Source organism: Stenotrophomonas sp. B2, from assembly GCF_014947095.1.
GTDB lineage: Bacteria > Pseudomonadota > Gammaproteobacteria > Xanthomonadales > Xanthomonadaceae > Stenotrophomonas > Stenotrophomonas maltophilia_P.
On the sequence record NZ_JADCQA010000004.1, the window covers coordinates 231968 to 257736 of the forward strand.

The 25769-nt window shown below is 65.9% G+C and carries 27 protein-coding genes; 14 read left to right on the plus strand and 13 right to left on the minus strand.

Features of this window, described 5'->3' with window-relative positions; all coding sequences use genetic code 11:
• Positions 1 to 79: 79 nt before the first annotated feature.
• Positions 80 to 514, minus strand: a complete 435-nt coding sequence (locus IMX13_RS06225) for a PepSY domain-containing protein (RefSeq protein ID WP_053520368.1) — start codon at positions 512 to 514, stop codon at positions 80 to 82.
• A gap of 147 nt (positions 515 to 661) precedes the next feature.
• On the opposite strand from IMX13_RS06225, the gene IMX13_RS06230 reads away from it, so the two are divergent.
• From IMX13_RS06230 to IMX13_RS06240, 3 genes are read left to right on the plus strand one after another with little or no spacing between them, the layout of a single operon-like run.
• Positions 662 to 952 carry a PepSY domain-containing protein gene (locus IMX13_RS06230; protein ID WP_193396024.1) on the plus strand — a complete coding sequence of 97 codons (291 nt, stop codon included), beginning with the start codon at positions 662 to 664 and terminating at the stop codon, positions 950 to 952.
• Complete coding sequence (locus tag IMX13_RS06235; protein WP_053520370.1) at positions 952 to 1611, plus strand: response regulator transcription factor; 660 nt, start codon at positions 952 to 954, stop codon at positions 1609 to 1611. Before IMX13_RS06230 ends, IMX13_RS06235 begins: the two co-directional genes overlap by 1 nt.
• Positions 1608 to 2951 carry a sensor histidine kinase gene (locus IMX13_RS06240; RefSeq protein WP_193396025.1) on the plus strand — a complete coding sequence of 448 codons (1344 nt, stop codon included), beginning with the start codon at positions 1608 to 1610 and terminating at the stop codon, positions 2949 to 2951. Before IMX13_RS06235 ends, IMX13_RS06240 begins: the two co-directional genes overlap by 4 nt.
• 27 nt (positions 2952 to 2978) lie before the next feature.
• Here the strand turns inward: IMX13_RS06240 and IMX13_RS06245 are convergent, their stop codons facing one another.
• Positions 2979 to 3299, minus strand: coding sequence for a DUF6122 family protein (locus IMX13_RS06245; protein ID WP_053520372.1), 321 nt, complete (start codon positions 3297 to 3299; stop codon positions 2979 to 2981).
• Between the two features lie 43 nt (positions 3300 to 3342).
• Positions 3343 to 5232 carry an arginine decarboxylase gene (gene speA, locus IMX13_RS06250; RefSeq protein WP_053520373.1) on the minus strand — a complete coding sequence of 630 codons (1890 nt, stop codon included), beginning with the start codon at positions 5230 to 5232 and terminating at the stop codon, positions 3343 to 3345.
• A 206-nt stretch (positions 5233 to 5438) separates the two neighbouring features.
• On the opposite strand from speA, the gene speE reads away from it, so the two are divergent.
• Entirely contained in the window at positions 5439 to 6293 is an 855-nt protein-coding gene (gene speE, locus IMX13_RS06255; protein ID WP_053520374.1) for a polyamine aminopropyltransferase, read from the plus strand.
• Positions 6294 to 6370: 77 nt separating this feature from the next.
• On the opposite strand, the gene IMX13_RS06260 is transcribed toward speE, so the two are convergent.
• Positions 6371 to 7276, minus strand: coding sequence for an aspartyl/asparaginyl beta-hydroxylase domain-containing protein (locus tag IMX13_RS06260; RefSeq protein ID WP_053520375.1), 906 nt, complete (start codon positions 7274 to 7276; stop codon positions 6371 to 6373).
• Positions 7277 to 7723: 447 nt separating this feature from the next.
• On the opposite strand from IMX13_RS06260, the gene IMX13_RS06265 reads away from it, so the two are divergent.
• Entirely contained in the window at positions 7724 to 8383 is a 660-nt protein-coding gene (locus IMX13_RS06265) for an RIO1 family regulatory kinase/ATPase (protein WP_053518133.1), read from the plus strand.
• Between the two features lie 147 nt (positions 8384 to 8530).
• Here the strand turns inward: IMX13_RS06265 and IMX13_RS06270 are convergent, their stop codons facing one another.
• A complete protein-coding gene (locus IMX13_RS06270) occupies positions 8531 to 8869 on the minus strand; it encodes a P-II family nitrogen regulator (protein ID WP_005411374.1) in 339 nt (112 codons plus the stop codon).
• A gap of 154 nt (positions 8870 to 9023) precedes the next feature.
• Between IMX13_RS06270 and IMX13_RS06275 the strand changes: the two genes are divergently transcribed.
• Positions 9024 to 9275 carry an accessory factor UbiK family protein gene (locus IMX13_RS06275; RefSeq protein ID WP_053518135.1) on the plus strand — a complete coding sequence of 84 codons (252 nt, stop codon included), beginning with the start codon at positions 9024 to 9026 and terminating at the stop codon, positions 9273 to 9275.
• Between the two features lie 125 nt (positions 9276 to 9400).
• Complete coding sequence (arr, locus tag IMX13_RS06280) at positions 9401 to 9835, plus strand: NAD(+)--rifampin ADP-ribosyltransferase (protein WP_193396026.1); 435 nt, start codon at positions 9401 to 9403, stop codon at positions 9833 to 9835.
• A gap of 93 nt (positions 9836 to 9928) precedes the next feature.
• Here arr and IMX13_RS06285 read toward each other — a convergent pair whose 3' ends face one another.
• Positions 9929 to 10537, minus strand: coding sequence for a DUF998 domain-containing protein (locus tag IMX13_RS06285; RefSeq protein ID WP_193396027.1), 609 nt, complete (start codon positions 10535 to 10537; stop codon positions 9929 to 9931).
• 600 nt (positions 10538 to 11137) lie between these two features.
• Here IMX13_RS06285 and IMX13_RS06290 point away from each other — a divergent pair.
• Complete coding sequence (locus tag IMX13_RS06290) at positions 11138 to 11494, plus strand: hypothetical protein (protein WP_128988331.1); 357 nt, start codon at positions 11138 to 11140, stop codon at positions 11492 to 11494.
• A gap of 67 nt (positions 11495 to 11561) precedes the next feature.
• Here the strand turns inward: IMX13_RS06290 and IMX13_RS06295 are convergent, their stop codons facing one another.
• The 3 genes from IMX13_RS06295 to IMX13_RS06305 all read right to left on the minus strand — a co-directional run bounded on the left by IMX13_RS06295 (position 11562) and on the right by IMX13_RS06305 (position 15370).
• Positions 11562 to 14555 (minus strand): TonB-dependent receptor, encoded by a 2994-nt coding sequence (locus tag IMX13_RS06295; RefSeq protein ID WP_193396028.1) that lies wholly within the window; start codon positions 14553 to 14555, stop codon positions 11562 to 11564.
• A 313-nt stretch (positions 14556 to 14868) separates the two neighbouring features.
• Positions 14869 to 15072: a hypothetical protein gene (locus tag IMX13_RS06300; RefSeq protein ID WP_193396029.1), complete on the minus strand. Its 204-nt coding sequence runs from the start codon at positions 15070 to 15072 to the stop codon at positions 14869 to 14871.
• Between the two features lie 4 nt (positions 15073 to 15076).
• The gene (locus IMX13_RS06305; protein ID WP_128988337.1) at positions 15077 to 15370 is read right to left on the minus strand and encodes a hypothetical protein; all 294 of its coding nucleotides are present in this window, start codon (positions 15368 to 15370) and stop codon (positions 15077 to 15079) included.
• A gap of 88 nt (positions 15371 to 15458) precedes the next feature.
• On the opposite strand from IMX13_RS06305, the gene IMX13_RS06310 reads away from it, so the two are divergent.
• A complete protein-coding gene (locus tag IMX13_RS06310) occupies positions 15459 to 16964 on the plus strand; it encodes a YifB family Mg chelatase-like AAA ATPase (protein WP_193396030.1) in 1506 nt (501 codons plus the stop codon).
• A 7-nt stretch (positions 16965 to 16971) separates the two neighbouring features.
• On the opposite strand, the gene IMX13_RS06315 is transcribed toward IMX13_RS06310, so the two are convergent.
• Complete coding sequence (locus tag IMX13_RS06315; protein WP_180875595.1) at positions 16972 to 17409, minus strand: NUDIX domain-containing protein; 438 nt, start codon at positions 17407 to 17409, stop codon at positions 16972 to 16974.
• Positions 17410 to 17603: 194 nt separating this feature from the next.
• Here IMX13_RS06315 and IMX13_RS06320 point away from each other — a divergent pair, with 194 nt between their 5' ends.
• Genes IMX13_RS06320 through IMX13_RS06335 form a run of 4 tightly spaced genes read left to right on the plus strand, consistent with a single transcriptional unit; the run spans position 17604 to position 21987 of the window.
• The gene (locus IMX13_RS06320; RefSeq protein WP_053518144.1) at positions 17604 to 18299 is read left to right on the plus strand and encodes a response regulator transcription factor; all 696 of its coding nucleotides are present in this window, start codon (positions 17604 to 17606) and stop codon (positions 18297 to 18299) included.
• Positions 18300 to 18344: 45 nt separating this feature from the next.
• Entirely contained in the window at positions 18345 to 19565 is a 1221-nt protein-coding gene (locus IMX13_RS06325) for a HAMP domain-containing sensor histidine kinase (RefSeq protein ID WP_193396069.1), read from the plus strand.
• A gap of 60 nt (positions 19566 to 19625) precedes the next feature.
• On the plus strand, positions 19626 to 20045 hold the full coding sequence (locus IMX13_RS06330) for a diacylglycerol kinase (RefSeq protein ID WP_193396031.1): 420 nt from the start codon (positions 19626 to 19628) through the stop codon (positions 20043 to 20045).
• A 49-nt stretch (positions 20046 to 20094) separates the two neighbouring features.
• Positions 20095 to 21987 carry a phosphoethanolamine--lipid A transferase gene (locus IMX13_RS06335; protein WP_193396032.1) on the plus strand — a complete coding sequence of 631 codons (1893 nt, stop codon included), beginning with the start codon at positions 20095 to 20097 and terminating at the stop codon, positions 21985 to 21987.
• Between the two features lie 213 nt (positions 21988 to 22200).
• Here the strand turns inward: IMX13_RS06335 and yidA are convergent, their stop codons facing one another.
• Entirely contained in the window at positions 22201 to 23034 is an 834-nt protein-coding gene (gene yidA / locus IMX13_RS06340) for a sugar-phosphatase (protein ID WP_193396033.1), read from the minus strand.
• A 149-nt stretch (positions 23035 to 23183) separates the two neighbouring features.
• Between yidA and IMX13_RS06345 the strand changes: the two genes are divergently transcribed.
• Positions 23184 to 23846, plus strand: coding sequence for an exopolysaccharide biosynthesis protein (locus tag IMX13_RS06345; RefSeq protein WP_193396034.1), 663 nt, complete (start codon positions 23184 to 23186; stop codon positions 23844 to 23846).
• Between the two features lie 130 nt (positions 23847 to 23976).
• Here IMX13_RS06345 and IMX13_RS06350 read toward each other — a convergent pair whose 3' ends face one another.
• Together IMX13_RS06350 and IMX13_RS06355 are read right to left on the minus strand one after the other, a co-directional pair.
• Positions 23977 to 25287 carry a sorbosone dehydrogenase family protein gene (locus IMX13_RS06350; RefSeq protein ID WP_053518151.1) on the minus strand — a complete coding sequence of 437 codons (1311 nt, stop codon included), beginning with the start codon at positions 25285 to 25287 and terminating at the stop codon, positions 23977 to 23979.
• Complete coding sequence (locus IMX13_RS06355; RefSeq protein ID WP_053518153.1) at positions 25280 to 25720, minus strand: DUF2231 domain-containing protein; 441 nt, start codon at positions 25718 to 25720, stop codon at positions 25280 to 25282. The genes IMX13_RS06350 and IMX13_RS06355 overlap by 8 nt, the downstream gene beginning before the upstream one ends.
• Between the last annotated feature and the right edge of the window lie 49 nt (positions 25721 to 25769).

Genomic DNA, 25769 nt, shown 5'->3' on the forward strand with positions numbered 1-25769 from the left:
GGGGCGGCGCGGGCCAGGCCCCGCGCGCCGCCCCCCGGGCATCCGCCCGCGGGGCTGGCCCCGCCGCTACCCGAGGCGGTCAATCCAGCCAGCCGTCGCGTTCGCTGTGCAGGATGCGGCCGTCATAGCCGCTCAGGCGCACCTCGACCTTCTGGTTGCGGGCATTGCGCGCTTCCAGCGACCAGGTGGCGCCATCGCGCTCCAGCGAGTGGATCTCGCGCAGGCCCTGCGACTGTGCCTTGGCCAGCACCTGCTCGGTCGGCAGCAGCGCGCGGCCGTTGTGCTCATCGAAGATCTCGCCGGTCTTCGGGTCCACGTAGACCTCGCTGAAGCGGCCATCGGCGCGGCTGACGTCGGCTTCCCACAGGCCGTCATCGCGTTCGATCTCGTGGATCTGGGTGTAGCCGGCCTTGCGCAGGGCCTGCTCGGCCTGGGCCATGCCCAGCGGTGCAGCGTGCGCGGCCGGAGCGATGGCCAGCACGGCGACGGTGGCGAGGGTGAGCGACTTCAGCATGGGAGTTCTCCTGTTCGTGGCCGGACCATTCCGGCAGCACCACGATGTCGCGGTCGGCTAACAGCCCCTTAGCGGCCATCGTTAGTCGGCTGTTAGTCAGCGGTGCCATGCTCGCGCCTGTCGCCATCGCCCGAGGATCCGTCACCGATGCTGGTCTCCCTGCCCCTGCTGCTGGCCCTGGCCACTCCGGGCTCCGCTGCCGCCCCTGCGCCGGACCCGGCGCAGCAGGTCGCGCGCCGCGCCGTGCAGCAGGGCCGTTACGTGCCCCTGGAACAGGTGGTGCGCGACGCGCTCAGGCGCCAGCCTGGCCAACTGCTGGAGGTGGAGCTGGACGACGCGGTGTACGAGGTGGAGATCCTGCGTGACGACGGCGCAGTGGTGGAGCTGGACTATGATGCGCGCAACGGGACGTTGTTGAAGATGGAACTGGACGACTGATGCGGATCCTGCTTGCCGAGGATGACACCGAGCTGGCCAAACGCCTGCAGCCCCTGCTGGAGCAGGCCGGCTACGTGGTCGATGTGGCCACCGATGGCCGTCGTGCGGAAGAGATCGGTCAGATCGAGGACCTGCATGCCGCGGTCGTCGATCTTGGCCTGCCCGGCCTGGATGGACTGAGCGTGATCGAGCGCTGGCGTGCCCATGGCCGCGATTTTCCGGTGCTGGTGCTGACCGCACGCAGCCGCTGGCACGACAAGCTGGCCGGCTTCGATGCAGGCGCCGATGACTACCTGACCAAACCGTTCCAGGCCGATGAACTGGTGCTGCGCCTGCGTGCCCTGATCCGCCGCAGCCGGGGCCACGCCAGCCCGCGCCTGCAGTGCGGCCCGCTGCAGCTTGACGTCAACGCCGGTCGCTTTGAACTCGACGGGCAACCGTTGCCGCTGAGTCCCCAGGAGTTCCGCGTACTGAGTTACTTCATCCATCACGCCGGCCGCGTGATCAGCCGCGACCGCCTCGGCGAACAGGTCTTCGAAGGCGGTTACGATCCGGACTCGAACGCGCTGGACGTGCTGCTTGGCCGGGTGCGGCGCAAGCTGGGCGTGGAACTGATCCATACCGTGCGTGGCCAGGGTTGGCGGCTGGCCGAGGCATGAGCGCGCGCCAGCCTTCATTGCGGCGGCGGCTGCTGCTGGTGGGGGGCATCGGCCTGGTGCTGGTGTCGGTGCTGGCCAGCGTGCTGCTGGGCGAGCTGTTCAAGCGCAGCGCGCGCGACCGTCTTGACGGCGAGTTGCAGCAGGACATGCTGACTCTGCTCGCGCAGGCGGAGATCGATCCCGACGGACAGCTGCGGCTGCGCCAGGAACCCAACGACGCGCGCTTCCAGCGTGTGTTCTCCGGCGCCTACTGGCAGATCACCGACCGCAACGGCAAGGTGCTGCTGCAGTCGCGCTCGCTGTGGGACCAGACGCTGCCGGTCACGGCCACCGGCCCGACCGAGCGCAATCTGAGCGGGCCGATGCAGCAATCGCTGCGTGCCCGTGTGCAGCAGGTGCGCCTGCCACGTGCATCGCGGCCCTACATTGCGCTGGTTGCCCATGATCGCAGCGCGCTGGACGCGGACACCGCCGCCTTCCGTCAGCGCAGCGCGCTCGCGCTGGGCCTGCTGGTCGCGGCATGGCTGGCGGTGCTGGCCAGCCAGGTGCATTTCGGCCTGCGCCCACTGCGCGGCCTGGGCCAGCAGCTGGAACGCATCCGCCGTGGCGATGCCGAGCGCATCGACCGCAGCCGGCTGGATCTGGAGATCGCGCCGCTGGCCGATGAGCTCGATGCCCTGCTCGATCACCACCAGCGCATGGTCGCGCGCGCGCGCAGCAGCGCCGAGGACCTGGCGCATGCGCTGAAGACGCCGCTGAGCGTGTTGGCGGCCGAAGCGGAGGGTGAAGGACGCGGCTGGCGGCGCACGGTGCACGAACAGGGCGCGCGCATGCGTGCGAGCATCGACCGCTACCTGGCCGCCGGCCTGGCCGTGGACCACCACCAGCGCAGCGATGTGGCGCCCGCGGTGGAGGCATTGTGCCGATTGATGACCCGCGTACATGCCGGCCGCCGCATCCGCTTCCAGATGGACGTGGCACACGGGCTGGCCTTCGCCGGCGCAGCCACCGACCTGGAGGAGATGCTGGGCAACCTGCTGGACAACGCCGGCAAATGGGCCGCCAGCGAAGTACGCCTGCGGGCCCTGGCCAAACAGGACCGGCTGCATATCGAAGTGCGCGATGACGGCCCGGGGCTGGACGAAGCCAAGCTGGAGAGTGTCCTGCAGCGTGGCGTACGCCTGGACGAACGGGTGGAAGGCAGCGGCCTGGGCCTTGCGATCGCCGCGGAGATCGCCGCCAGCCACGGCGGCTCACTGCGCCTTTCCAACGAGAACCCGGGACTGCGCGCACGGTTGGAACTGCCGCTGGCCCCGACGGACGCCCCGCCTCCCCGGTAGAGCCGCCCCGGCGCTGCACGACCCGCCTCAGCGCTGATGCATCCACCAGCAGTCGATGGCGTCGAGCACGATGTGGATCACCAGGCCGATGCCCACCAGGCGGGTCTTCTTCGGCACGCACAGCCCGGCATACACCGCGATCGCCGGCGCGGTGTGCAACGGGTGGAAGCCGATGCTGCAGCGGTTCGGCGCGTAGATCGGATCGGCCAGCAGATGGTCGAGGTCGATGATCCAGCCCAGCAGCATCAGCAACCACGCCGACGCAAAGCGCTTGCGCCAGAACAGCCATGCCAGCAGGGCTGGCACGGCGGCATGCAGGAACAGGTGGAAGATCGCGCGGGCGCTCATCAGGACCGTTAGCGCCGGGCCATGCCCGGCGTTGCCGCAGGCATCAGACCAGCGGCTCGTCGGACAGGTAGGTGTAGCCGGTCAGGCCCGCCTCCAGCGCCTGCGACAGTTCCTGCGCACGCTCCGGCGACAGCCCGGCGGCAGCCACGCGCTGGGCATAGGCCGCGCGCAGGTCATCCAGCCGGTAGCCCACGTAGTCCAGCATCACGTCGGTGGTGTCGCCACGACGCTGCTGGGTGATCGCGTAGCCGTCCGCATCGGCCACCACTTCCACCGCGTCGGTGTCACCGAACAGATTGTGGATGTCGCCCAGGATCTCCTGGTAGGCACCGACCATGAAGAAGCCGATGCGGTAGCTCTCGCCGTGCTTGATCGCGTGCAGCGGCAGCGAACTGTCCAGGCTCTCGTTCTCGACATAGGTCTTGACCATGCCGTCCGAGTCGCAGGTCATGTCGGCAATGATGCCGCGACGGTCCGGAACTTCGTCCAGCCGCTCGATCGGCACGATCGGGAACACCTGGTCGATGGCCCACGCGTCGGGAATCGATTCGAACACGCTGAAGTTGACGAAGTACTTGTCGACCAGGCGCTCGTTCAGTTCATCCAGCGCCGGACGGTGGCTCTTCTCGTCATAGCTCAGGCGCGCACGCACGCCGTGGGCGATGGCGTAGAACAGGTCGTCGATGCGCGCACGCTGCGGCAGGTCGATCTGGCCCAGCGCGTAGCTGGACAGGCCTTCGGCATGGAAGTGCTGCGCCTCCTGGAACAGTTCCACCGCCGGGCGCACGTCCAGTTCCTCGTGGATCTCGCGCAGATGACGGATCGAAGCCGGCTCGTCATCGTGCTGGTCCGGCACGCGGCCTTCCTGCGCCTGTTCCACTTCGGACACATTCGCGATCAGCACTGCATGGTGCGCGGTCATCGCACGGCCGCACTCGGTAACGATGCGCGGGGGGGGCAGGCCGTGCTCTTCGCAGGCGTTGGCCAGCGGCTGCACGATGTTGCTGGCATACGAATTCAAGCCGTAGTTGATCGAGCAGAAGCTGCGCGACCGGGTGCCTTCGTAATCCACGCCCAGGCCGCCGCCCACGTCCACATGGGTGATCTTCGCGCCCAGCTGCGACAGTTCAACGAAGTAGCGGGTGGCTTCGCGCATGCCGTTGGCGATGTCGCGCACGTTGGAGATCTGCGAGCCCATATGGAAGTGCAGCAGGCTCAGGCAATCGGCGTACTCGGTATCGCGCAGCGACTTCCACAGGTCCAGCAGCTGGCGCGGGGACAGGCCGAACTTGGCCTTGTCGCCCCCGCTGTTCTGCCACTTGCCGGCGCCCAGCGAAGCCAGCCGCATGCGCACGCCCAGGCCGGGCTTCACGTCCAGCGCCTTGGACTCTTCCAGCACCAACTTCAGCTCGGACGGCTTCTCGATGACGATGAAGGTCTGCAGGCCCAGCTTGCGACCGATCAGGGCCAGGCGGATGTACTCACGGTCCTTGTAGCCGTTGCAGACGATCAGGCCGCCCGGGCGCGACAGTGCCAGCACCGCCATCAGCTCCGGCTTGCTGCCCGCTTCCAGGCCGAAGCCCTCGCCGTGGTGGCTGGCCAGGGTACCGGCCACGCCGCGGTGCTGGTTGACCTTGATCGGGTACACCGCGGTGTAACCACCCGCGTAATCCCAGTCCTGCTGGGCCTGGGCGAATGCCGCCTGCAGCTTGCCCAGGCGCTGGCCGAGGATGTCCGGGAAGCGCACCAGCAGTGGCAGCTTGGCGCCCGCCTCGCGGGCGGCGTCCACCACCTTGGGCAGCGACACCACCGGGCCGTCCGCCCCGGTCGGTCTCACCACCATGTGCCCGGCCTGATCCACGTCGAAGTAACCATCCGCCCAATGCGGGATCGAGTAGGTCTTGCGGGCTTGGTCGAGGGACCAATCGGTCATTTCAGTCGGCCTTGTTGGCAATAAAAGGGGGGGCATGATAACGCCTATATGCCCACAGGTTCGTTATCATGCGCGCCCGCGCCCGTGACCCGGCTCCTGCCGGACCTGAACAGGCCGATCCGTCCGGATGTGGCTTGCGCCACGCGGCCCCGTGCCGCCAACCCGGCTCTACCCCCTCCGAACAGGACCCCAGAAGGACACGTCCCATGACTGACAGCAACAACTGGTACATCGAGCATTTCGAGCGCACCGGCTCGGCCATCGGCTACCGCATCACCGGCAAGCTGGACGAGGTGCAGTCGCCCTTCCAGAAGATCGAGATCTTCCAGACCACCGACTGGGGCAACCTGATGACCATCGATGGCGCCATCATGCTGACCAGCAAGGACAATTTCTTCTATCACGAGATGATCAGCCACCCGGTGCTGTTCACCCACGCCGCCCCCAAGCGCGTGGTGATCATCGGTGGCGGCGACTGCGGCACCCTGCGCGAAGTGCTCAAGCACAAGGGCGTGGAGAGCGTGACCCAGTGCGACATCGACGAGCAGGTCACGGTGATGGCGCGCAAGCACTTCCCGGAGCTGTGCGACTCCAATGACGATCCGCGCGCCGAACTGCTGTTCGACGACGGTGTGGCCTACATGGCCAACTGCCCGGCCGGCAGCGTGGACGTGGTGATCGTGGACTCCACCGACCCGGTCGGCCCGGGCGAAGGCCTGTTCAACAAGGCCTTCTACGAGAGCTGCTTCAAGGCGCTGAAGGACGATGGCATCCTGGTGCAGCAGTCCGAATCGCCGCTGATGCAGCTGGAACTGATCAACGAGATGCGTACCGAGATGGGCAAGGCCGGCTTCGGTTCGTTCAAGACCCTGCCGTTCCCGCAGCCGTGCTACCCGACCGGCTGGTGGAGCGTGACCATGGCGCGCAAGGGCGACAGCAGCTTCGACTTCCGCCAGGCTGATTCGGCCGCCAAGACCTTCACGACCCTGTACTACACCGCCGCGCTGCACACCGGCGTGCTGGTGACCCCGCCGTTCGTGCAGGCGGCACTGAAGAGCTGATCCAACAAAAAACCCGCGCTGGCAGCAGCGCGGGTTTTTCATTTGCAGGCAACGCCGGGCGATGCCCGGCGTTTCGCTTACAGCGCCCAGATTCCGGCAATCACCGCCGCCACCAGGCCCCACTTGATGACCTGGTAGGCCACCACGCTGCGCTCGCGCAGCGCCTTGGCCTTCAGGCGCACCTTGTACAGGCTGCCGAATGCCTTGTTGACACCCCCGGTCGGATCACCTGGCAGGTTCGGCGAAGCGCCACCGGCCAGCAGCGTGGCGGCCACCGCACGGTTGAACAGGCCCGGCAGGCCGAAGCGCAGCGGGCGCGCGATGTCGCAGAACAGGATCACTCGGTCCTGCTCGGTCTCGTTATGCGCGTGGTGGATGTAGGTTTCGTCGAACATCATCCACTCGCCGTCGCGCCAGCTCTTCCGGATGCCGTCCACTTCGATGTAGCAGGCATCATCGTTGGGGGTGCTCAGGCCCAGGTGCAGGCGCAGCGAACCGGCGAACGGATCGCGGTGCGGACGCAGCTCGCTGCCCGGCGGCAGCTGCGCGAACATCGCTGCGCGAACATCCGGAATCGACTCGATCAGGGCCACGGTCTTCGGGCACAGCGTCTTCGCTGACGGGTGCGAGGGGCCGTACCAGCGCAGGTAGAAGCGCTTCCAGCCACGGCGGAAGAACGAGTTGAAGCCCGCATCGTTGAAACTGCTGGACGCAGCGATCTTCTGCGCATCGCGCAGCGCCAGCGCCTCGTCACGGATCATCTGCCAGTTCTGGCGCAGGGGTTCCAGCTGCGGGAACTCCTTGCCCGGGTCCAGAAACGGCGTGGTCGGCACCTTCGAGAACATGTACATGACCACGTTGATCGGGGCCATGAAACTGGAGTGGTCCAGCAGCTGGCGCGACCAGCGCGCGCGGACCTTGCCACGGAAGTGGATGTACAGCACGCAGGCCACGAACAGCACTGCCAGTACGATCTTGATCATCAAAAACTTTCCTCCGGCGGCAGCCGGAACGGGAATCAGGGGGCGATGCACGGCGCAGGCGGCCGGCATCGGTGGCAACGCGGCAGGGGACGGGGACGTGCCGGAACGGGGCGGCCGCCGATGTCGCGGATGAACAGCTTATGGTCGGCAGGCCGTGCGCCGGGGTCAAGCCACACGTGCGCCATGTTCAGCGGCGCTTGGCTGAACGGGTGGATTTCCTCTTCAACTTATTGATTTTCAATGCCCCAAACCTAAGAGTGAGACGAAATTGTCCGCCCGTGCGCGACGAACTGTTCCAGCCACGGCCCCGACATTTCTCCGACAGAACGTGGATTAGCGAACTTGCCGGTACTAAAATTGACTTAACGAAAGTTTAGCCAGTTTCCCCCGCCTCACCGGTTCGCTTGACGCTTCAGCGCCGCCCACCGGGTCGTCCGAGACCCCGCCATGCCCCTTCCTGCCTCCCCCTGCCAGACCTGCGGCGATGACGCCACCACGCCCCTGCTGCTCAAGCGTGGCGAACGCCTGCTGGCCCCCGATGTCTATCGCACCTGCCTGGATGGCCGCGAGGCCGTCATCAAGGACTACTCCCGCTATCGCGGCACGCCGCTGTCGCTGGTCGCACGCCTGATGGTGCGCCGTGAAGCGCGCATGCTGCAGCGCCTGGGCGGCTGGAAGCACGCGCCGGCGCTGCTGGGAACACTGGGAGGCCTGGCACTGGGCATGGAGTTCATTCCCGGCCAGACCCTCAGCACCGCCCAGGCAGTCGGCAATGAAGTGTTCGAGCAGCTGCAGCACGCACTCAGCCGCCTGCATGCGGCCGGCATCACCCATAACGATCTGCACGGCACCAACGTGGTGGTCAGCGGCGGCGTACCGGTGCTGCTGGACTTCACCTCGGCCTGGCGCGCACCGCGCTGGCTGCGCCGCAACCCGCTGACCCGGCAGATGCGCCGCAGCGACATGAAGAACCTGCTGAAGATCCGCCAGCGCGTGACCGGGCAGGCGCCCAGCGCCACCCAGGCCGCCCTGGTGGCCGACCCCGGCTGGGTGGCCGCAGTGCGCCAGGGCTGGAAGCGGTTCTATAAGTGGGCGAAGCGCCGGTAAGCGTCGCTCCGCTCACCGCTTTACCGCTCCTTGTAGAGCCGAGCCCATGCTCGGCTGCTCTTTGTAGAGTCGAGCAAGCTCGACTCTACATAACGGCGGAACGGCAGCCGCGCATCGGCTCGGCTCTACAACATCCCGCCGGACGGCTTACAACGCGTCTGCGTCCAGCTCGCCGGTACGGATACGCACCACGCTGCCCAGGTCATACACGAACACCTTGCCGTCGCCGATCTTGCCGGTGCCGGCCGCCTTGACGATGGCTTCCACCACCGCCTCCACCTGGTCATCGGTCACCGCCACTTCCAGCTTCACCTTCGGCAGGAAGTCGACCACGTACTCGGCGCCACGGTACAGCTCGGTATGCCCCTTCTGGCGGCCGAAGCCCTTGACCTCCGTCACCGTGATGCCGGTGACGCCACGCTCGGCCAGCGCTTCGCGCACGTCGTCGAGCTTGAACGGCTTGATCACCGCCATGACCATCTTCATCGTCGATCTCCTGTCTTCCGGCGTGGAGGATAGCGCCTGAACGCGCCCGGTGCGACGCCGCGGCTGCCTGTCCGGGCAGCGCGCGCCGGCAGTATCCTTGTGGCTGAACGGCCTGCCCGCGCCTGATGCGCGGGCGCCACCCACGGAGCACCCCATGATCGACCTGAACCAAATCGATGACCTCGCCCGCCGCCTCAGCGACCTGGTGCCGCCGGGCCTGCGCGAATCACGCGAGGAACTGCAGGCCACCTTCAAGAGCGCGCTGCAGGCTGGCCTGGCCAAGCTCGATCTGGTCACGCGCGAGGAATTTGAAGTGCAGCGCGCGGTGCTGCTGAAGACCCGCCAGAAGCTGGATGCGCTGGAAACAGCGGTGCGCGAGCTGGAAGGGCGCCGCGCCGCAGAATGAAAAAGGAGGCGCGCTGCGCCTCCCACTTACAGATTATTTCCCGGATGGGGCCTTGCAGCAAGGCCCACCTGGCCCCCTAGACTCGCCGGCCTGTCGATCCGGCAGGACAACCTGGGGGTATCGCGATGACGCAGGACACCGAATGGACACCCGTTTCGCAGGACACCTGCGATCAGGTCGCCGGGCCGTTCTATCACGGCACCCGGGCCGACCTGGCCACGGGCGATCTGCTGGTTGCCGGCTACAGCTCCAACTATCGCGATGGCGTGGTGATGAACCACATCTACTTCACCACGATTGCCAAGGGCGCCGGGCTGGCCGCGGAGATGGCCCGGGGCGAGGGACCGCCACGTGTGTACGTGGTGGCACCGACCGGGCCGTTCGAGGACGATCCGAACGTCACCAACAAGAAGTTTCCCGGGAACCCGACACGGTCGTATCGCAGTGCACAGCCGTTGCGGATTGTCGGTGAGATCACCGAGTGGGAACCCTACGATGCGGACTTCATCCGGCAGTTGAGGGAATTCGTCGCATCGGGGAGTGGCGAGATCATCAACTGATCGTTGGAAGACGCCGACGCGATACGTCGGCGTCTTCCAACAGCCGCGCATGTACGTAGCGTGCTTCCATCATCAGAACCTGATGTGATGGCCTTAGAGGCGCTGCTCGGGCGGCGTCCGCAGTGCATTGGGGCCGTTGCGCAGCAGGTACAGCGCGACCAGGAAGGGCCACAGGGAGTTGATGGAAGAGAACAGGCGCTGGGTGAGTCCCCTAAAACCCTGCGGATCCGCGCCCACCAGGTTCAACCATAGATAGACCACTGCCGCGATGCTCACCACGGCAGTCACGGCATAGGCCCTTCGGTTGACCGACCAGGCCCTCAGTTCGATATGCGACATCGCCGGCGCAATGATGTTCGCGATACCGATGGCGTAGAAGCCGTGCATCGGATGACCCATGGGCCAGAGCCCGTTGGTCAACATGGAGACGCCAAAGATCATCCAGCAGGCGGCACCCACGGCGATCCGGCGACCGGATTCCCGCCATAGCGCAATGGCAAACAGTACGAACCCCAGCCCGCAGCCGATGGCGGCGATCCGTGCGCACAGGCTTGCGAGCGCGGGTGCCTGCAGCAGCTCGCTGGCGTGCTGTGCAATCGGGTTGTAACCGGGGGCGAGCATCGCAGCAACGGTGGTCCAGAACAGGAACCATGGCAGGGGTATCAGACCCGCGAAAAGAAGAGGTCGGCTGTCGCGCAACATCTGCAATGATCCTTGTCGGGGTCTGCGGGGGGCGGCGAATCCATTCAAACACCACCGCCTTCTCGTACTGCGTGCAGCCACGTCCAGGTGCCTGCCGCGGCAGTCAGACTCGGCGTGGCGCGCTGGACGGTCAATAGGTGGAAAGTCACTCGCACCTTCGCAGGCGCGCGCCGCACGCTGTCGCAATCAACGCACTCTTCTCCCTCCAACAGACGAATCTGACGGATCCGTCCCAGAAATGCCGAAAGCCCCGCCGTTCAAGCCTCTCGCGCCACTTCCCCCTATGCGACAATGCCAGAAACGTCTCGGGCTTTGGCGGCATTGGCCCCGATCCCTTGGCATTCCCCACAACGGCGGGTAATCGTTGCTCCGCCACCGTGCATCGGTGGCCGGGCCTCGAAAACCCGTCGTTGGGAAGTAGTTTGCGCCTGCCAGCCGGCACCACCGCAAGTGGTGTCGGCTGGCAGTCCGTCTGCCGGCTATGGCGGGCGGTGCGTGGGGGCCTCGTGCCCGCCGGTTCCCAACAGCCCGGTTTTCGAGCCACGCATCGTCCGCCACCTCCATCGGTGGCGGCTTCTGTCTGCTTTCAAGGAGCCTGCCATGACCACACCGCATTCCCCGCCGCCGCGCCCCATCCAGGAAGCGCCCTCGCCCGAACCCACCCAGGACCCCAACACCCTCATTGCTGCCCTGCACAGCATCGGGTCCGGTGCAGCATCTGATGGCCGGCCCTGGCCCGAACGCCATCCCCTGCGAGGTCGGCAGATGGCACTGGCCGACGCCGACTGTGCGTTGGCAGGGCAGCGCATCGTGCAGGAGGTCGCGCTGGCGGCCGAGCGCACGCGCCAGAACGGAGCGCCCGAACAGTTCGTGGGCGATCGGGTGATGGAAGGCTTGCTGATGGCCAATCTCGCGCTGACGTCCCTCATCCAGGAACGAGTGCGACCACCGGCCTGAGCCTGCGCTGGCCCCCATCCAAGGCCGGCACGGGCGGGCTGCCAGCCGCCCGTGCCGGCGCATTCCCTCAGTAGTCGTAGCTCACGCTGACGCGCAGCGAGCGCGGTGCCTGCCGTACCGTCGCTGCGCCGTACAGCGGGTCCGGCTGTCCCGGATCCAGTTCGGAGTACGGCGATTTCCACAACGCCACCTGGCGGTTGAATACGTTGAACACATCCAGGTTGAAGCCCAGCCGCCCAGCCGCCACCGAAGGCCGGTAGGAGACACCCAGATCCAGCTGTTTCAGCCAGGGCAGCCGCCCCTGGCTGCCCGGAGGCGCGGGCTGGCCGTTGTAGAAGTGGTAGGCAATGCCGTAGCCGGAGGGGTCTTCGAAGTTCGGGCCATACGAACCCAACGCGCTGAAGGGCGCGCCGGAAATCACCTTGAGGTTGGCCGAGACCAGCCATTCCGGCGTCAACTGGTAGTAACCATGCAGCTTGAACTGGTGGGTGTGATCGTTGCTCTGCGGCCCGTTGGTGTGCTCCATCAGCTGCGCGTAGTCCCAGGCCTGCGTGGTCGACACCGCCGTCTGGCCGATGCCCGACAGCAGCTGGCCTTCGGTGGTGCCGTAGCTGCGCGACCACGTGTAGTCCGCCCGGCCATACCAGCGGCCATCAAACGGGTGCTCCAGCGACAGGTTCACCGCGTAGTAGTTGCGCTTGAACCTGGGGAAGCCCATCTCGGCATTGGTCAGCGGCACGCTTACGTAGTTGCCGCTGGTATCGACCAGATTGAAGGTGTTCGCGCGGCCAGGATTGATCAGCCAGCAGCTGACCGGATTGCTGTCCTTGGTGACGTCATACCCCAGGCTGTCGGCCTTGGCCAGCACCGCGCCGATATCGCAGTAGTCATCCACGCCGCTGCGCAGCACCCGATAGGTCGCCTTCGCGCCGTACACCCAGTTCTGGCCGAGCGCCCTGCTGAAGCCCAGGATGAACTCGTCCTGGTAGGACGGCTCGATGCCGGAGGTCGCCACCGTCTTCGGATCGGGCAGCACGCCGTAGTAGTTGTTGGCCGACACCGCGCCGGAGAACGCGGTGAGGTCGGTTGGATAACCGTTGCTGTCGATGCCGCCATAGGTGTAGTACGTCGAGGTGGCCAGCGTCGCGCCCGCCGCGTTGAAGGCCGGGTTGAGCGGCAGCGCGAGGTAGTAGCGACCCGCGTTGCCGAACACCTTGAAGCGCCCGTCGCCGTCGACGTCCCAGCTGAAGCCCAGCCGCGGCGCCCACTGCCCGCTGGTCTGCTTGATGTAGGCGTCGCCATCGCGGTTGTAGTTGGTGAACTGATCCAGGCGCAGGCCCAGGTTCAACAGCAGGCGGTCGGTCACCTGCCAGTTGTCCTCGACGTACTGCGCCCGCTGCGAGGCGCGTACCGACGCCAGTGCGCTGTAGATGTACTGGCGCACGTAATAACCGTCCTCACCATTGCGGATGCCGCCGGTGGCCGGCACGCCCAGGCCGGTATTGAGGGGTACGTTCGGGTTGGACTGGCCATAGATCCAGTAGTAACCGTCGGCGGAGGCCACCGAGCCACGGTTGAGCGCACGGGCATTCTGGTTGTCGATGCCGACCGTGATGCTGTGGTTGCCCCATCTGTAGTTCGCATCCAGTCGCAGGTTGTTGGTGCGGTTGCCGCGATCCGGGTTGACCAGCAGCGACGTGGTCTGCGCATTGGTGATCGGCGTACCACCGTTCAGCGCCGGATTCTGCAGCGTGGCGCTGCTGATGTAGGTCAGGCTGCCGTCGTAGGCCGGGTTGCCGATGTAGTCATCGGTACGCATTTCGCCATACTGCGCGCTGACGGTAAGCCGGTCGGTCAGGTAGCCGGTGTACTTGGCCGTCCACAGGTCGCCACCGGTCTTGGTGGTGTCTTCCTTGCCACGCTGCGCACCGCGGGTGAGCGTGTCGTAGTCGTAAGCGAAGCTATCGCCCCGGAAGACATTGCGGCTGGAGGCTCCGGTCAGTTCCAGCAGGTGGTTGTCGGTGATGTTCCAGTCCAGCTTGGCGTACCAGCGCGGGCGGTCGTACTCATAGCGGGAGTAGGCATTGGTCGCCTCCACATTCTTGACGTCGGTGCCCTCACGGCGCTCGAGCTCGTACGAGCCGAAGAAGAACAGCCGGTCTTCCAGGAGCGGGCCACCGGCGTAGATGCTCTGCGTGGTCACCCACTCGCGGTCCTGGCTTTCCGGTGAATACAGCGCGCCATTGCCCGGGTAACGCACATCGTCCTTGTCCGAGCGCGTGGACGCTGGTTCCCAGGTGACCTGGCCACCGAATCGCCACTGATTGGTGCCGCGCTTGCCCACCGCATTGATGACGCCGCCATCGGAACGGCCGTACTTGGCGCTGTAGCCACCGGTGTAGATTTCCTGCTGGTCGATGCTGCCGTAGGGCAACGTGAGGCCACCCAGACCGCGCAGTGGATCGGTGCTGTTGAAGCCATTGATGTAGTAGGCGTTCTCGGCAGCGGACGAACCACCGAAGCTCACCAGCTGTGCACCGGTCGGGCCGGCATAGGTGCCATTGCCACTGTTGCCGTTGACCCCGGGCGCAAGCTGCGCGATCGCCTCGGCCGAGCGACCCAGTGGCAGGCGCTGCAGCTGCTCGGCCGTGATCACCGTGCGCGAGTCCACGCTGCTGACATCGATCGCAGCCGCTGCCCGGTCGGCGCTGACCTGCACACCGTCCAGCCGGGTGACGTCAGTGAAGGACACCTCGGTACTGGCGCCTACCGTCAGCGAAATGCCCTCGCGGGTCTGCAGCACGTTCCCTTCGGCATCGCGTGCTTCCACCACGTAGCGGCCCAGTGGCAGCTGGCCGACGGTAAAGCGGCCTCGCCCATCGACCGTCACCTCGCGGGTGAGGCCGGTATCGCTACGAACGAAGATGCGCTGGGCGGTGGCCGGCGCCTGTCCGGCGATCGCGCCGGTGGTGGACTGTGCATGAAGTGTGGGAGACGCGGTGGCAAGCAACACCGCCAACGCCAGCAATCGCGGGCGCAGTGAAGAACGAGCTGTCGTCATCGTGGGCTGTACGGGTAGTGGGGGAAGCAATGCCAGCCGCAATCGGTGGACCAGACATCGCACATTCATTAACCCCGCCCGCGCCCCAATGCAGAAATGCTCAGTAGTTATCTGCTTTTGGCCGACGGTCATACCGAACCGCGCGCGCGTCGGTGCCCCCCCCTCCTCGTGCCACGCAGCTTCGATGAAGTGAGCTTCAACCAGCTGAGCACCGACGACACGGTGCCGCCACTTGCTAGCGAAAATCAGGAGGTCGGCGCCCGTCGCGCATGGACACCACCCGTCGCATACGCGCCGGTTCGGCGTTGCGCGTTCAGCGTGGCGCGGAACGCTTGCCGAATACCGCCATCAGACCGACGCAGGTGCCGATCAATGCGCCGAAGCCACCCCACTTGGCCGGTTCGCCGACTGACAGCACGATGCCCCCCATGTTCATGTCCATGCCCAGGCCGATCAGGGCGCAGAGTATGCCGACGGCAACCCAGTAGGCCGGTTTGCCGGGCAGTTCGAACTTCATCCGGTCAATCATTCTTCTTGCCTCTCTTCATTTGGAATACATGAGGTTGCGGCCTTTCATACGACGTTCCCTTCGCGAACTGCTTGCTATCAGCGAAGTCGCCGACGCGATGATTCGCCATCGACTGTCGCATGAACACCGATGCCTCGGCCAGTGCTTTGGACGACGCTCCATTGCTCAGGCAGTCGTCGATCAGCGTCGCACGCTCAGCAGGTTCGCGTGGGTCCGGTTCTATCGCCGGATCGAAGCGGACCATGCGGCGCAGGCGCACGTCGCTGAGCGCCAGCTTGCGCAGCAAAGCCCTAGGCGCCTGGCCAGCAATGCCTGATGGCGACGGACAGAGTGACGGCCGCACCATCGAGCCTCTCTCTCTGCAGGAAGCACACATGAGCCTGGCCCTGGTCTACAGCCGTGCCCGCGCCGGGGTCGAGGCCCCGCTGGTGCGGGTGGAAGTACATCTTTCCGGTGGCCTGCCCGCCACCCAGATCGTCGGTCTGGCCGAAACCAGTGTGCGCGAGTCGCGCGAACGCGTACGTGCGGCGCTGCTCTGCGCGCGCTTTGATTTCCCGCAACGGCGCATCACCCTGAACCTGGCGCCCGCCGACCTGCCCAAGGAAGGTGGGCGCTACGATCTGGCCATCGCCCTGGGCATTCTTGCCGCCAGTGGCCAGATCCCGCCGCAGTCGCTGCTGCCGTACGAGTTCCTGGGCGAGCTGGGCCTGACCGGCGAGCTGCGCCCGGTTGCAGGCGCGCTGCCCGCCGCCATCGCGGCGGCCGAAGCGGGCCGCATCCTGGTGGTCCCACCGGGGAATGCGGCCGAATCGGCGCTGGCCGAACACGCCGACGTGCGCGTGGCCCGCACGTTGCTGGAATGCTGCGCCGGGTTGGGCAATCCGCGCCTGCTGCCGCAGGTTGAGCGGGTGGACACCACGCCCCTGCCGCTGCCGGATCTGGCCGATGTGCGCGGGCAGGTGCATGCACGGCGCGCGCTGGAAGTGGCTGCGGCCGGCGGGCACCATCTGCTGCTGATCGGCAGCCCCGGTTGTGGCAAGACCCTGCTCGCCTCACGCCTGCCCGGGCTGCTGCCGGCGTCCACCGAGATCGATGCCTTGCAGCTGGCGGCCATCGCCTCGGTCAGCGGCGAAGGGCTGGACCCGAAGCGATGGCGGCAACGACCGTTCCGCGCACCACACCACAGCGCCAGTGCTGCGGCACTGGTGGGCGGCGGCAATCCGCCCTGCCCCGGCGAGATATCACTGGCGCACCATGGGGTGCTGTTCCTGGACGAACTTCCCGAGTGGAACCGCAGCGCGCTGGAGACCCTGCGCGAGCCGCTGGAATCGGGCCACATCCGCATCGCCCGCGCTGCACGCAGCGTGATGTTTCCGGCGCGGTTCCAGCTGGTCGCGGCGATGAACCCCTGCCCCTGCGGTTGGGCCGGCGACCGCAGCAACCGTTGCCTGTGCACCGATGAGCGGATCACCCGCTATCGCGCGCGAGTCTCCGGCCCGTTGCTGGACCGCATCGACCTGCACGTCGCGGTGACGCGCATGGATGCGGTGGAGCTGCGTGAGAGCACGCCGCTGGGCGAGCCCAGTGATGCGGTGCGCGGGCGGGTGGAGGCTGCGCATGCGCGGCAGCAGATGCGCGGGGGACTCAATGCGCATCTGCCGCCCGCTGCGCTGCGCGCGTGCACGCGGTTGGGCGAGGCCGACCAGGATCTTCTGGAACACGCCATCGAGCGCCTGCAGCTGTCAGCGCGCGCGATGCATCGCATTCTGCGCGTGGCACGCACGATTGCCGACCTGGCCGGGTGCGAAACGATCCAGACGGCGCACCTGGCCGAGGCAATTGGCTACCGACAGCTGGATCGCGGGAAGGCGAGCCAGTGATGCTGCGTCATGACCGCAGCCGCTCCAGCAATCCCGGCAGCCATTCCGGCTTGAACACGCAGGAAGGCTGCTCTCTCATTTCCTCTGCGCGCCACCACTTCCAGTCTGTGATCGTGGCGTTCTCCTCTTCTGTCCAGCCGTCACGTCGAATGGCTGGCTGTGCGGGAGCGTGAACCAGAAAATACGTCTCCAGCCATCGCGCGGGTGTCGAACGGGCGACCGCATAGACGGCGTCCCTTTCCTCAACAAGCCTGCCGATCTGCAGGTTCAGTCCGGTTTCTTCCCGGAGCTCGCGCCGCGCCGCGTCCAGATAGCTCTCGCCCGGCAGAAGTTCACCGCCCGGGGTCGCCCAGAAGGGCGCGTGGTGTTCGTCGTGGTACCGGAACAGCAGAAGCCTTCCGTCTTCATCGACGATCACCAGGCGCGCCGATCGTCTGGTCTCCATGATTTCCTCCGTCTGTCGATGCCCGCTGGACCGCACACGATAGGCGAAAGCTCAAGAGATGAAAAAGAACATGCGCAGCTGCTTCATGCCGCAGTCACGGCGTGCGGGCCCTTGGCGGAACGGGCGACGAGGCTTGGCAAACGTCGGTGGATCGGCCAAAGTTCGGGCTTCATGTCTCCTCATGCGCGCGGCCCATGACACGCCTGCTCATCATTGAAGACAATCCCGAGCTGGTAGCCAATCTGTATGCGTTCCTGGAACCACTGGGCTACGTGCTGGACGATGCGCGGGACGGCGCCAGCGGGCTGCGCCGCGCGACGGAGAACGACTATGACGCCGTTCTGCTGGACCTGATGCTGCCCCGCCTCGATGGGATGACGCTGTGCCACAGGCTTCGGCAGGAGTTTCAGAACCCCATACCGATCCTGATGCTCACCGCGCGCGACCAGGTGGACGACCGGGTGCAGGGCCTTGCGCTGGGCGCGGATGATTACCTAGTCAAGCCGTTCTCACTGGCCGAGCTGGATGCCCGCATCAAGGCCCTGGTACGTCGAGCCCAGGGCCGGCAGGTGGACACGGTGATCGCGTGGCAGGAGCTGCAGGTGGATACGCGCTCGCCGCAGGCATGGCGGTGCGGCAAGGCGATCAGCCTTACGCCGACGGCCCACAAACTGCTCGTTTCACTGGTGCGGGCGGCGCCGGCCGTCGTGCGCAAGCAGGAGATGGAGTACCTGATCTGGGGTGACGAGCCGCCTGACAGTGGCGCGTTGCGAACGCATATCCACGAGCTGCGCCTGCAGGTGGATCGGCGCTTCGACTACCCGCTCATCGCAACGGTACACAGCGTAGGCTGGCGTCTTTCCAACCCCGCGCCCGGGCAACCGGAGTAGGTCATGCCGACAGGACCGACGGCGTGGACGTCGATCTATCAACGGATGTCGCTGCGGACGCGCATCACGGTGTCCTTCGTGCTGCTGATGGCCGGAGCCATGTGCTTCATCGCCGTGGTCGAGCTCGTCGACTATGACGAGGTACGCGCCTCGGCGGTCTCACGGGCGCAGGATGGCGAGGTACGCAGGCTGGAGGATGCGATCCGCCTTGGATCACCACGCGTGGTCACGCATGACAGTCAGCTCTATGACGAGGAGAACGTGCCGACCGTGCTGCGCCAGTATGGTCCCGGTTACCACGGCGAGCCCGCACCCAACGAGTGGCACCTGCGGGTGTTCGACGTCGAGGGCAAGCGCTACTACCTGCTCCAGGACGGCGAGCACTATGCCTACCTTGAACACCTGATCAATGCCTTCGCCGCACTGGTCATCCTGACCTGCGTACTGTGCGCCTACTGGATCGGGCGACTGACGTCGGCCCACGTCATCGCTCCGATCACCCGACTTTCCGAGGCGGTGCAGCGCACATCCAAGCCGTTCCCGTACCAGGACGCGCGCGACGAAATCGGCGTTCTTGCGCGTGCCTTTGCCCAGCATAGCGATGAGCTGGAGCGGTTCCTGCACCGCGAGCGGTGCTTTGCCGGAGACGCCAGCCACGAGCTGCGTACGCCCTTGGCCATCATCGCTGGCGCGGCCGAGACACTGCTTCACCAGTTGCCGCCCGACAGCCATCTGCTGCCCAGCGCCGACCGCATCCTGCGGACCACACAGGAGATGCAGCGCCAGCTGACCTGCCTGCTGCTGCTCTCCAGATCCCCTGCGAGCCTTTCTCTGACCGACGTCCCGTTGCGTGCCATCGTCCAGGAGTGCATGGCACGCTGTGCACCCTGGCTCGCAGGGAAGCCCGTGACACTGCGGCTGGATGCACCAGAGGAGGTCACTGTGGTCACCCATGCGGAGCTGGCGCATTGCGTCGTATGGAATCTGCTGCGCAACGCCTGCCAGTACACCGACAGGGGCGAGGTCCGCATCACCCTGCGGGAGGGCGAGCTGGCCATCGCCGACACCGGTCCGGGCCTGCCCCCGACCATCGACCCTGCCCAGTTCAGCAGGTTCCTTCCCAGCGCACGCCAGGATGGCGAAGGGCTAGGGCTGTCCATCGTGCAGCGCGTGGTAGAGCACCTTGGGTGGCAGATGAAGGTGGAGACATCTGCTCAGGGGTGCCGATTCCTGCTTCACCTGTCCTCGCCGCAAGCGCGTGCCTGACACTTTGCTGACATTGCCAGCCACATTCTGGCCACCTTTTCATGGAGAGGCAGGTCAACAATGCAGCAGCAGCACGCACCGCAGGGTGACGGCAAGTACCGACACGGCAGAACCGGATTCCGACGCATCCTGCACACACTGATTCACTCACGCGACGGTTTCATCGCCACATTCCGCGGGGAGGCAGCATTCCGCCAACTGCTTGTCCTGCACGGCCTGCTCATGACGATGGCCTGTGTGCTGGACATCAGCGCGGTGGAGCGTGCCGTGATGCTGGCCGTCAGCCTGCTGAGCCTCGTGGTTGAACTGCTCAACTCGGCCATCGAGGCGGTGGTCGATCGCATCTCGCTCGAGTACCACCCCCTGTCAAAGAACGCCAAGGACATGGGCAGCGCTGCGCAGAGCGTGGTGCTTGTGATGGTCGCGCTGGTATGGGCGGTGATCCTGCTGGGTCCGCATCCGCAGCTGACAACTTCCTGATGAACGCGTCCAGATACTGCGCGCCTCTCTGGCTCCGCAGGATCTGCACGTGCGCGATTGCTTCACGTGGCATCGGCCACATCCGGTAACGCTTGTCTGGCTCTCGGCCGCGTTCTTCGCAACGGCGGGCAACATGGCCCTCTGGAAGAGCCTGTGGTCCATCGTGGAGATCCATGGCTTTCGCAGCGCACTGTTCATCGGCTCGTTGCCATTGCTGCTGTTCTGCCTGTTCAACCTCCTGCTGACACCCGTCGGGATGCTGCCCTTGCTGCGCAAGCCGCTTCTGGTGCTGCTGCTGATCGTCAGCAGCGCCGCCAGCTACTTCATGCTGCATTACGGCGTACTGATCGACAGAAGCATGGTGCAGAACGTGCTGGAGACCAATCAGGCCGAGATGGCTTCCTACTTCTCGCTCCCGCTGGTGCTGTCCGTCCTCCTGCTGGGCGTGCTGCCCTCATGCATCCTGCTGCTCATGCGGACGGGCAATCACGGCCGTCCCCTGCGATCCTCCCTGGTGTGGCTGGCAAACGTTCTTGCCACGATGATGGTGCTCGTCACCATTGCGTTGGGCTTCTACAAGGACTATTCATCACTGCTGCGGAACAACCGCTATCTGAGGGAACAGGTGCTGCCACTGAACATCGTGCGGCACACCTATGGCCATCTCGGCAGCAGCCACCGCGCCCGTCTCCAGCCGCTGCGCACATTGGCCGACGACGCCGTGCGTGCACAGGGGCCCCGGCCCCGGCTGGTGATCCTCGTCGTTGGGGAGACCGCCCGATCCCGGAATTTCCAGCTCAACGGCTACGACAGACCCACCAACCCGATGCTGTCGCGCAAGGACAACGTCATCAGCTTCCAGAGCGTATCGTCCTGTGGGACCGCCACCGCGATCTCCCTGCCGTGCATGTTCTCATCCATGCCGCGCACACGGTTCGATGCGGAGAGGGCCGCGTCGCAGGAGAACGTCCTCGACATCCTGAGGAAGACCGGTGTCGACGTGGTCTGGCGTGACAACAACAATGGCGGCTGCAAGGGCGTGTGTGCGCGGGTGCCGACGGATTACATGGCACAGTTGAAGGTCGACAGCCTGTGTACCAACGACGATGGCACGTGCCTTGACGAAATCCTCCTTCACGGGCTGTCATCGCGCATCGAAGCCATGCAGGGCGACGGCCTCGTCGTTCTGCACCCGCTGGGCAGCCATGGCCCCACCTACTTCCAGCGATACCCCGCAGACGCCCGTGTCTTCAGTCCAACCTGCGACAGCAACCAGATCCAGAAGTGCAGCAATGAAGCGCTGGTCAACACGTATGACAACACGCTTGTCTATACCGATCGCATGCTCGGCAGTGCGATCGACCTGCTGCAGTCCTACTCGGACGACCGCGATGTGGCCCTGATCTACGTTTCCGACCACGGTGAGTCACTCGGCGAGCACGGCCTGTACCTGCATGGAACGCCCTACCTCATCGCGCCACAGGAGCAGACCCAGGTGCCCATGATCATGTGGTTCTCCGCGCAGTTCGCCTCCCATACAGAACTGGATCCTGCGTGCCTGCGCCGCGATGCGGCTACGCGGGTGTTCAGCCATGACAACCTGTTCCACTCACTGCTGGGCCTGTTCCAGGTCAGTACCACCGAGTATCACGCCGGGCTGGATGTCTTCGCCGGATGCCGCGGGCCATCAGCGGGGTCCGGTCCTCGCGCGATCGCCTGCCCCGCTGCGCGAGGCACCTCTGCCCCGGGCAGCGACGGCTGCCAGACGGCGACTGACGAGACCGTAGAGGTCCTGCAGTTCGGCCGAACGCTCGGCGGTGGTATTGCTGCCGAACATGACCCGCGCGAGCGCGACTTCCTGGGTGTCCGCAGGAAATCGCAGGCGGGTGCGGTAGACCGCCTGCAGAACCAGCCAGGCCCGCCGCAGGCCCCCGCCGGGTAGGGGGCGGACAAGACGCTCATAGACCTGCCAGAACTGATACTCGGCGTCGAGATCGACCCTGGGCACAGCGCAGGGCGCGGGTCGCGGGCATGCTCGGACGCCCGGACGGATCGGTGGTTGGGCGGAATCGGACTGGGCCATGCCAGGAAGCATGACGCGGCAACATTGTGTGAACCTTGCGTCGACGCAGGAGACGGCCTACCGCCGCGGACCCTACCGCAGCACGAAGCGCTCGATCGCGCGTGCCACGCCCTCGTCGGCATTGGTGGTGGTCTCGAAGCGCGCCACGGCCTTCACCGCATCGATCGCGTTGCCCATCGCCACGCTGGTGCCGGCGTACTGCAGCATGGTCAGGTCGTTCTCCTGATCGCCGATGGCCATGACGTTGGCACGGTCGATCCCCAGGTGCTCCGCCAGTTTCTGCAGGCTGGGGCCCTTGCCTGCACGATGATCGAACACCTCCAGGAAGAACGGTGCGCTCTTCAGCACCGCGAAACGCTCGGTCAGCTCACTGGGCAACCGCGCAATGGCCGCATCCAGTACCTCCGGCTCATCAATCATCATCAGCTTGATGAAGGACATGGTGGGATCCATGTCGGCCACTCGGCGGTACGACAGCGGCATGCGCGAGAGGTGCGAGTCGGCCACCGTGTAATAGCTGATGTCCTGGTTGGGCGTGTACATGCGCTGGCTGTCCAGCGCCTGGAAGTGCACGCCCAGTTCGCGCGCCACCTGCTCGCAGAACAGGAAATCGTCAAAGCTGAGCGGGTACTCGACCACCGTTTCACGCGTGCCGATGCGCTGCACCAGGCCGCCGTTGCAGGCGATGCAGTAGTCGTCGTTGCCAACGATGCCCAGTTCGTGCAGGAACGGCGCCAGGCCGGGGACCGGGCGGCCGCTGGTCAGCACGATGTGCACGCCCAGCGCGCGCGCCTGCGCGATAGCCTGCTTGGCGCGCGCGGTGAGCGCGTGGGTGGGATCCAGCAGGGTGCCATCCATGTCGATGGCGACCAGTTCGACGGTCGATTGCCTGCGGCCCATGTCCATTGCGTTCAACTCATGCGGGGCACGCCAGTTTACCCCCTCATGCCCGGTTCACCTCTTTGCCCACGTTGGCCGGGATACTGCCAGAGCCTGTGCGTCCCACACCGCAGGACGGCCCGTTGACCGCCCTTCCCTGGAGAAGCTTGCGACGCATGACCTACCTTGCCCCCGAAACCAACGACAGCGCCCCCTTGGCCCAGCAGATCGAGCAGATGATCGACGAGCTGCCCGGTGACCAGGTCAGCGTCGGCACCTTGCTCGGCGCGCTGGGCGATGAAGGCCTGCTGCTGATCGTGATCCTGCTCTCGGCCATCTTCATCATTCCGGTGTCGATTCCCGGGCTGAGTACCGTATTCGGTGCCTCGATCCTGCTGATCGGCCTGAGCCGGGTGCGCAACCGCCCGCTGTGGGTGCCCCAGAAGCTGGCCCGTCGCGAGATCGCCACCGACAAGCTGAAGGCCAACCTTGGCCGCGCACTGAAGTGGGTGCACCGCATGGAGCGCCTGTCGCGACCGATGCGGCTGGCGGTGATGGTGCGCTCGAAGAGAATGATGCGCCTGAACAACCTGGCCCTGATCGTGGCCACGCTGCTGCTGATGGCGCCGGCCGGGCCGATTCCCTTCAGCAACACGCTGCCGGCACTTGCCCTGATGTCCTTCGCCATCGGCTTCATCCAGCGTGATGGCGCGGCGGTGGCGGCCGGCTATGCCTTCCTGGTCGCCACGGTTGCGTACTTCGGCGTGCTGCTGGGCGGCGTCGGGTTTGCGGCCGAATCGGTGTTCAGCGGGTTCCGCAGCGGTACCACGGAACTGTAGAGCCGAGCCCACGTTCGGCTGCTCTTCGACCTGTACGCGGAAACCCAGCGCTGCGCGCGTAGGCCGAGCATGGGCTCGGCCCTACAGAAGCCAGATCCAGAGCAGTCGAGCATGGCTGGACTCTGCAGAGCTACCTGGCCGACACACGCCACACCACATCGCCGACGTCGTCGGCCACCAGCAGGGCGCCCTCGCTGTCGATGGCCATGCCCACCGGTGCGCCCCTCAATGTCTTCTCGTCCTCCGAGGCAAAGCCACTGACCACGGTCTGCGGACGCCCCGTCGGCCTGCCATCCTTGAACGGCACATACACCACTTCATAGCCGCTCAGCGGAGAGCGGTCCCAGCTGCCATGTTCGCCGATGAAGGCGCCGCCGTGGTACTTCGCCGGCAGTGCCTGGCCGGTATAGAACAGCAGCCCCAACGGTGCCACGTGCGAACCGATGGCGTAGTCCGGGCGGATCGCTTTGGCCACCAGATCCGGCCGCTGCGGCTGCACACGCTCGTCCACATGCTGGCCGTAGTAGCTGTACGGCCAGCCGTAGAAACCATGTTCCTGTACCGAGGTGAGATAGTCCGGCACCAGATCGGCACCGATCTCGTCACGCTCGTTCACCACTGCCCACAGCCTGCCGGTGCTGGGTTCCCAGTCCAGGCCGGTGGGGTTGCGCAGGCCGGAGGCATAGATGCGGCTGCCGCTGGTCGCCACGTCCACCTCCAGCACCACCGCGCGCCGGTACTCGATGGCCAGGCCGTTTTCGGTGATGTTGCTGTTGGAGCCCACGCCCACGTACAGCTTGCTGCCATCGCGGCTGGCCAGCAGATCCTTGGTCCAGTGGTGGTTGACGGTGCTGGGGAGGTCGGTGAATTCGCTGCCCTTGTCGGACATGCGCGTTTCGCCGGGCACGTAGTGGTACTTCATGATGTTGTCGGTGTTGGCGACGTACAGCGTGTCGCCGATCAGGGCGATGCCGAATGGCGAATGCAGGCCCTCGATGTAGACGTGCTGGGTCCATGTGGCAGTGCCGGGCGCGCGCCGCAGCAGCGTGACCCGGTTGCCTCCCTTGCCGGCCTTGCCCGAGCGCGCCTTCACCTTGCCGGCAATCCATTGCTTGGGGGTGGTGACCGGCTCGGTGCCCGGACCGTTGCCTTCCACCACCAGCACATCGCCATTGGGCAGGGTCAGCAGGCGGCGCGGGTGCTGCAGGTTGGCAGCGATGCGCTCGATCTTCAGTCCGTCGGCCACCGACGGCGCCTGCCCATCGGCCCAGCCCACCCCGCGCGGTACCTGCATGGGCGGCATCAGGTAGTTCTCCGGCGCCGGCAGCGGCGGATGCGCACCGGATTGTTCGCTGGGGTGATATTCGGCTTTGCCGGCACACGCCGACAGGATTGCGGCCAGGACCAGCCCGCCTGCAGCAGGCACGATGCGATCAACCATGACGGCCTCCTTGCAGCACCGGCGGCTGCAGTGACAACAGGACATGGCCAAGACCGATCAGTGCAACGGTCAGCGCCGACAGGATCGTGCCGGGAACGGCCACCGCATACGCATCACGGCTGTGCACGAAGGCGTTCCAGATGGCCAAGGCGACCGCCACCAGATTGAGCAGGAAATCGAGACGGTCGATGCGCGTGGCAGTGTTGCCCCGGCGCCAGACGGCGAACAGGTTGATCAGTCGCGGCACGATGGCGATGAGCAGGCCGAACGTGATCAGCCACGCCGCGGATTTGCCCCACATCACCTCGGCAGAGTTGAGGTAGATGGCATCGAAGATGAGGGCGCCGACGAAGAAGCCGAACGGGATCGGGTTCAACAGGCTGAACAGCGTCGTGCCAAGGCCACGATGGGCCTGGGCCAGCGGATTGACCATCGTCCTGCTCCATTGCGGGGAAGTGCAGGGGCCTTGGTAGCACAGTCGG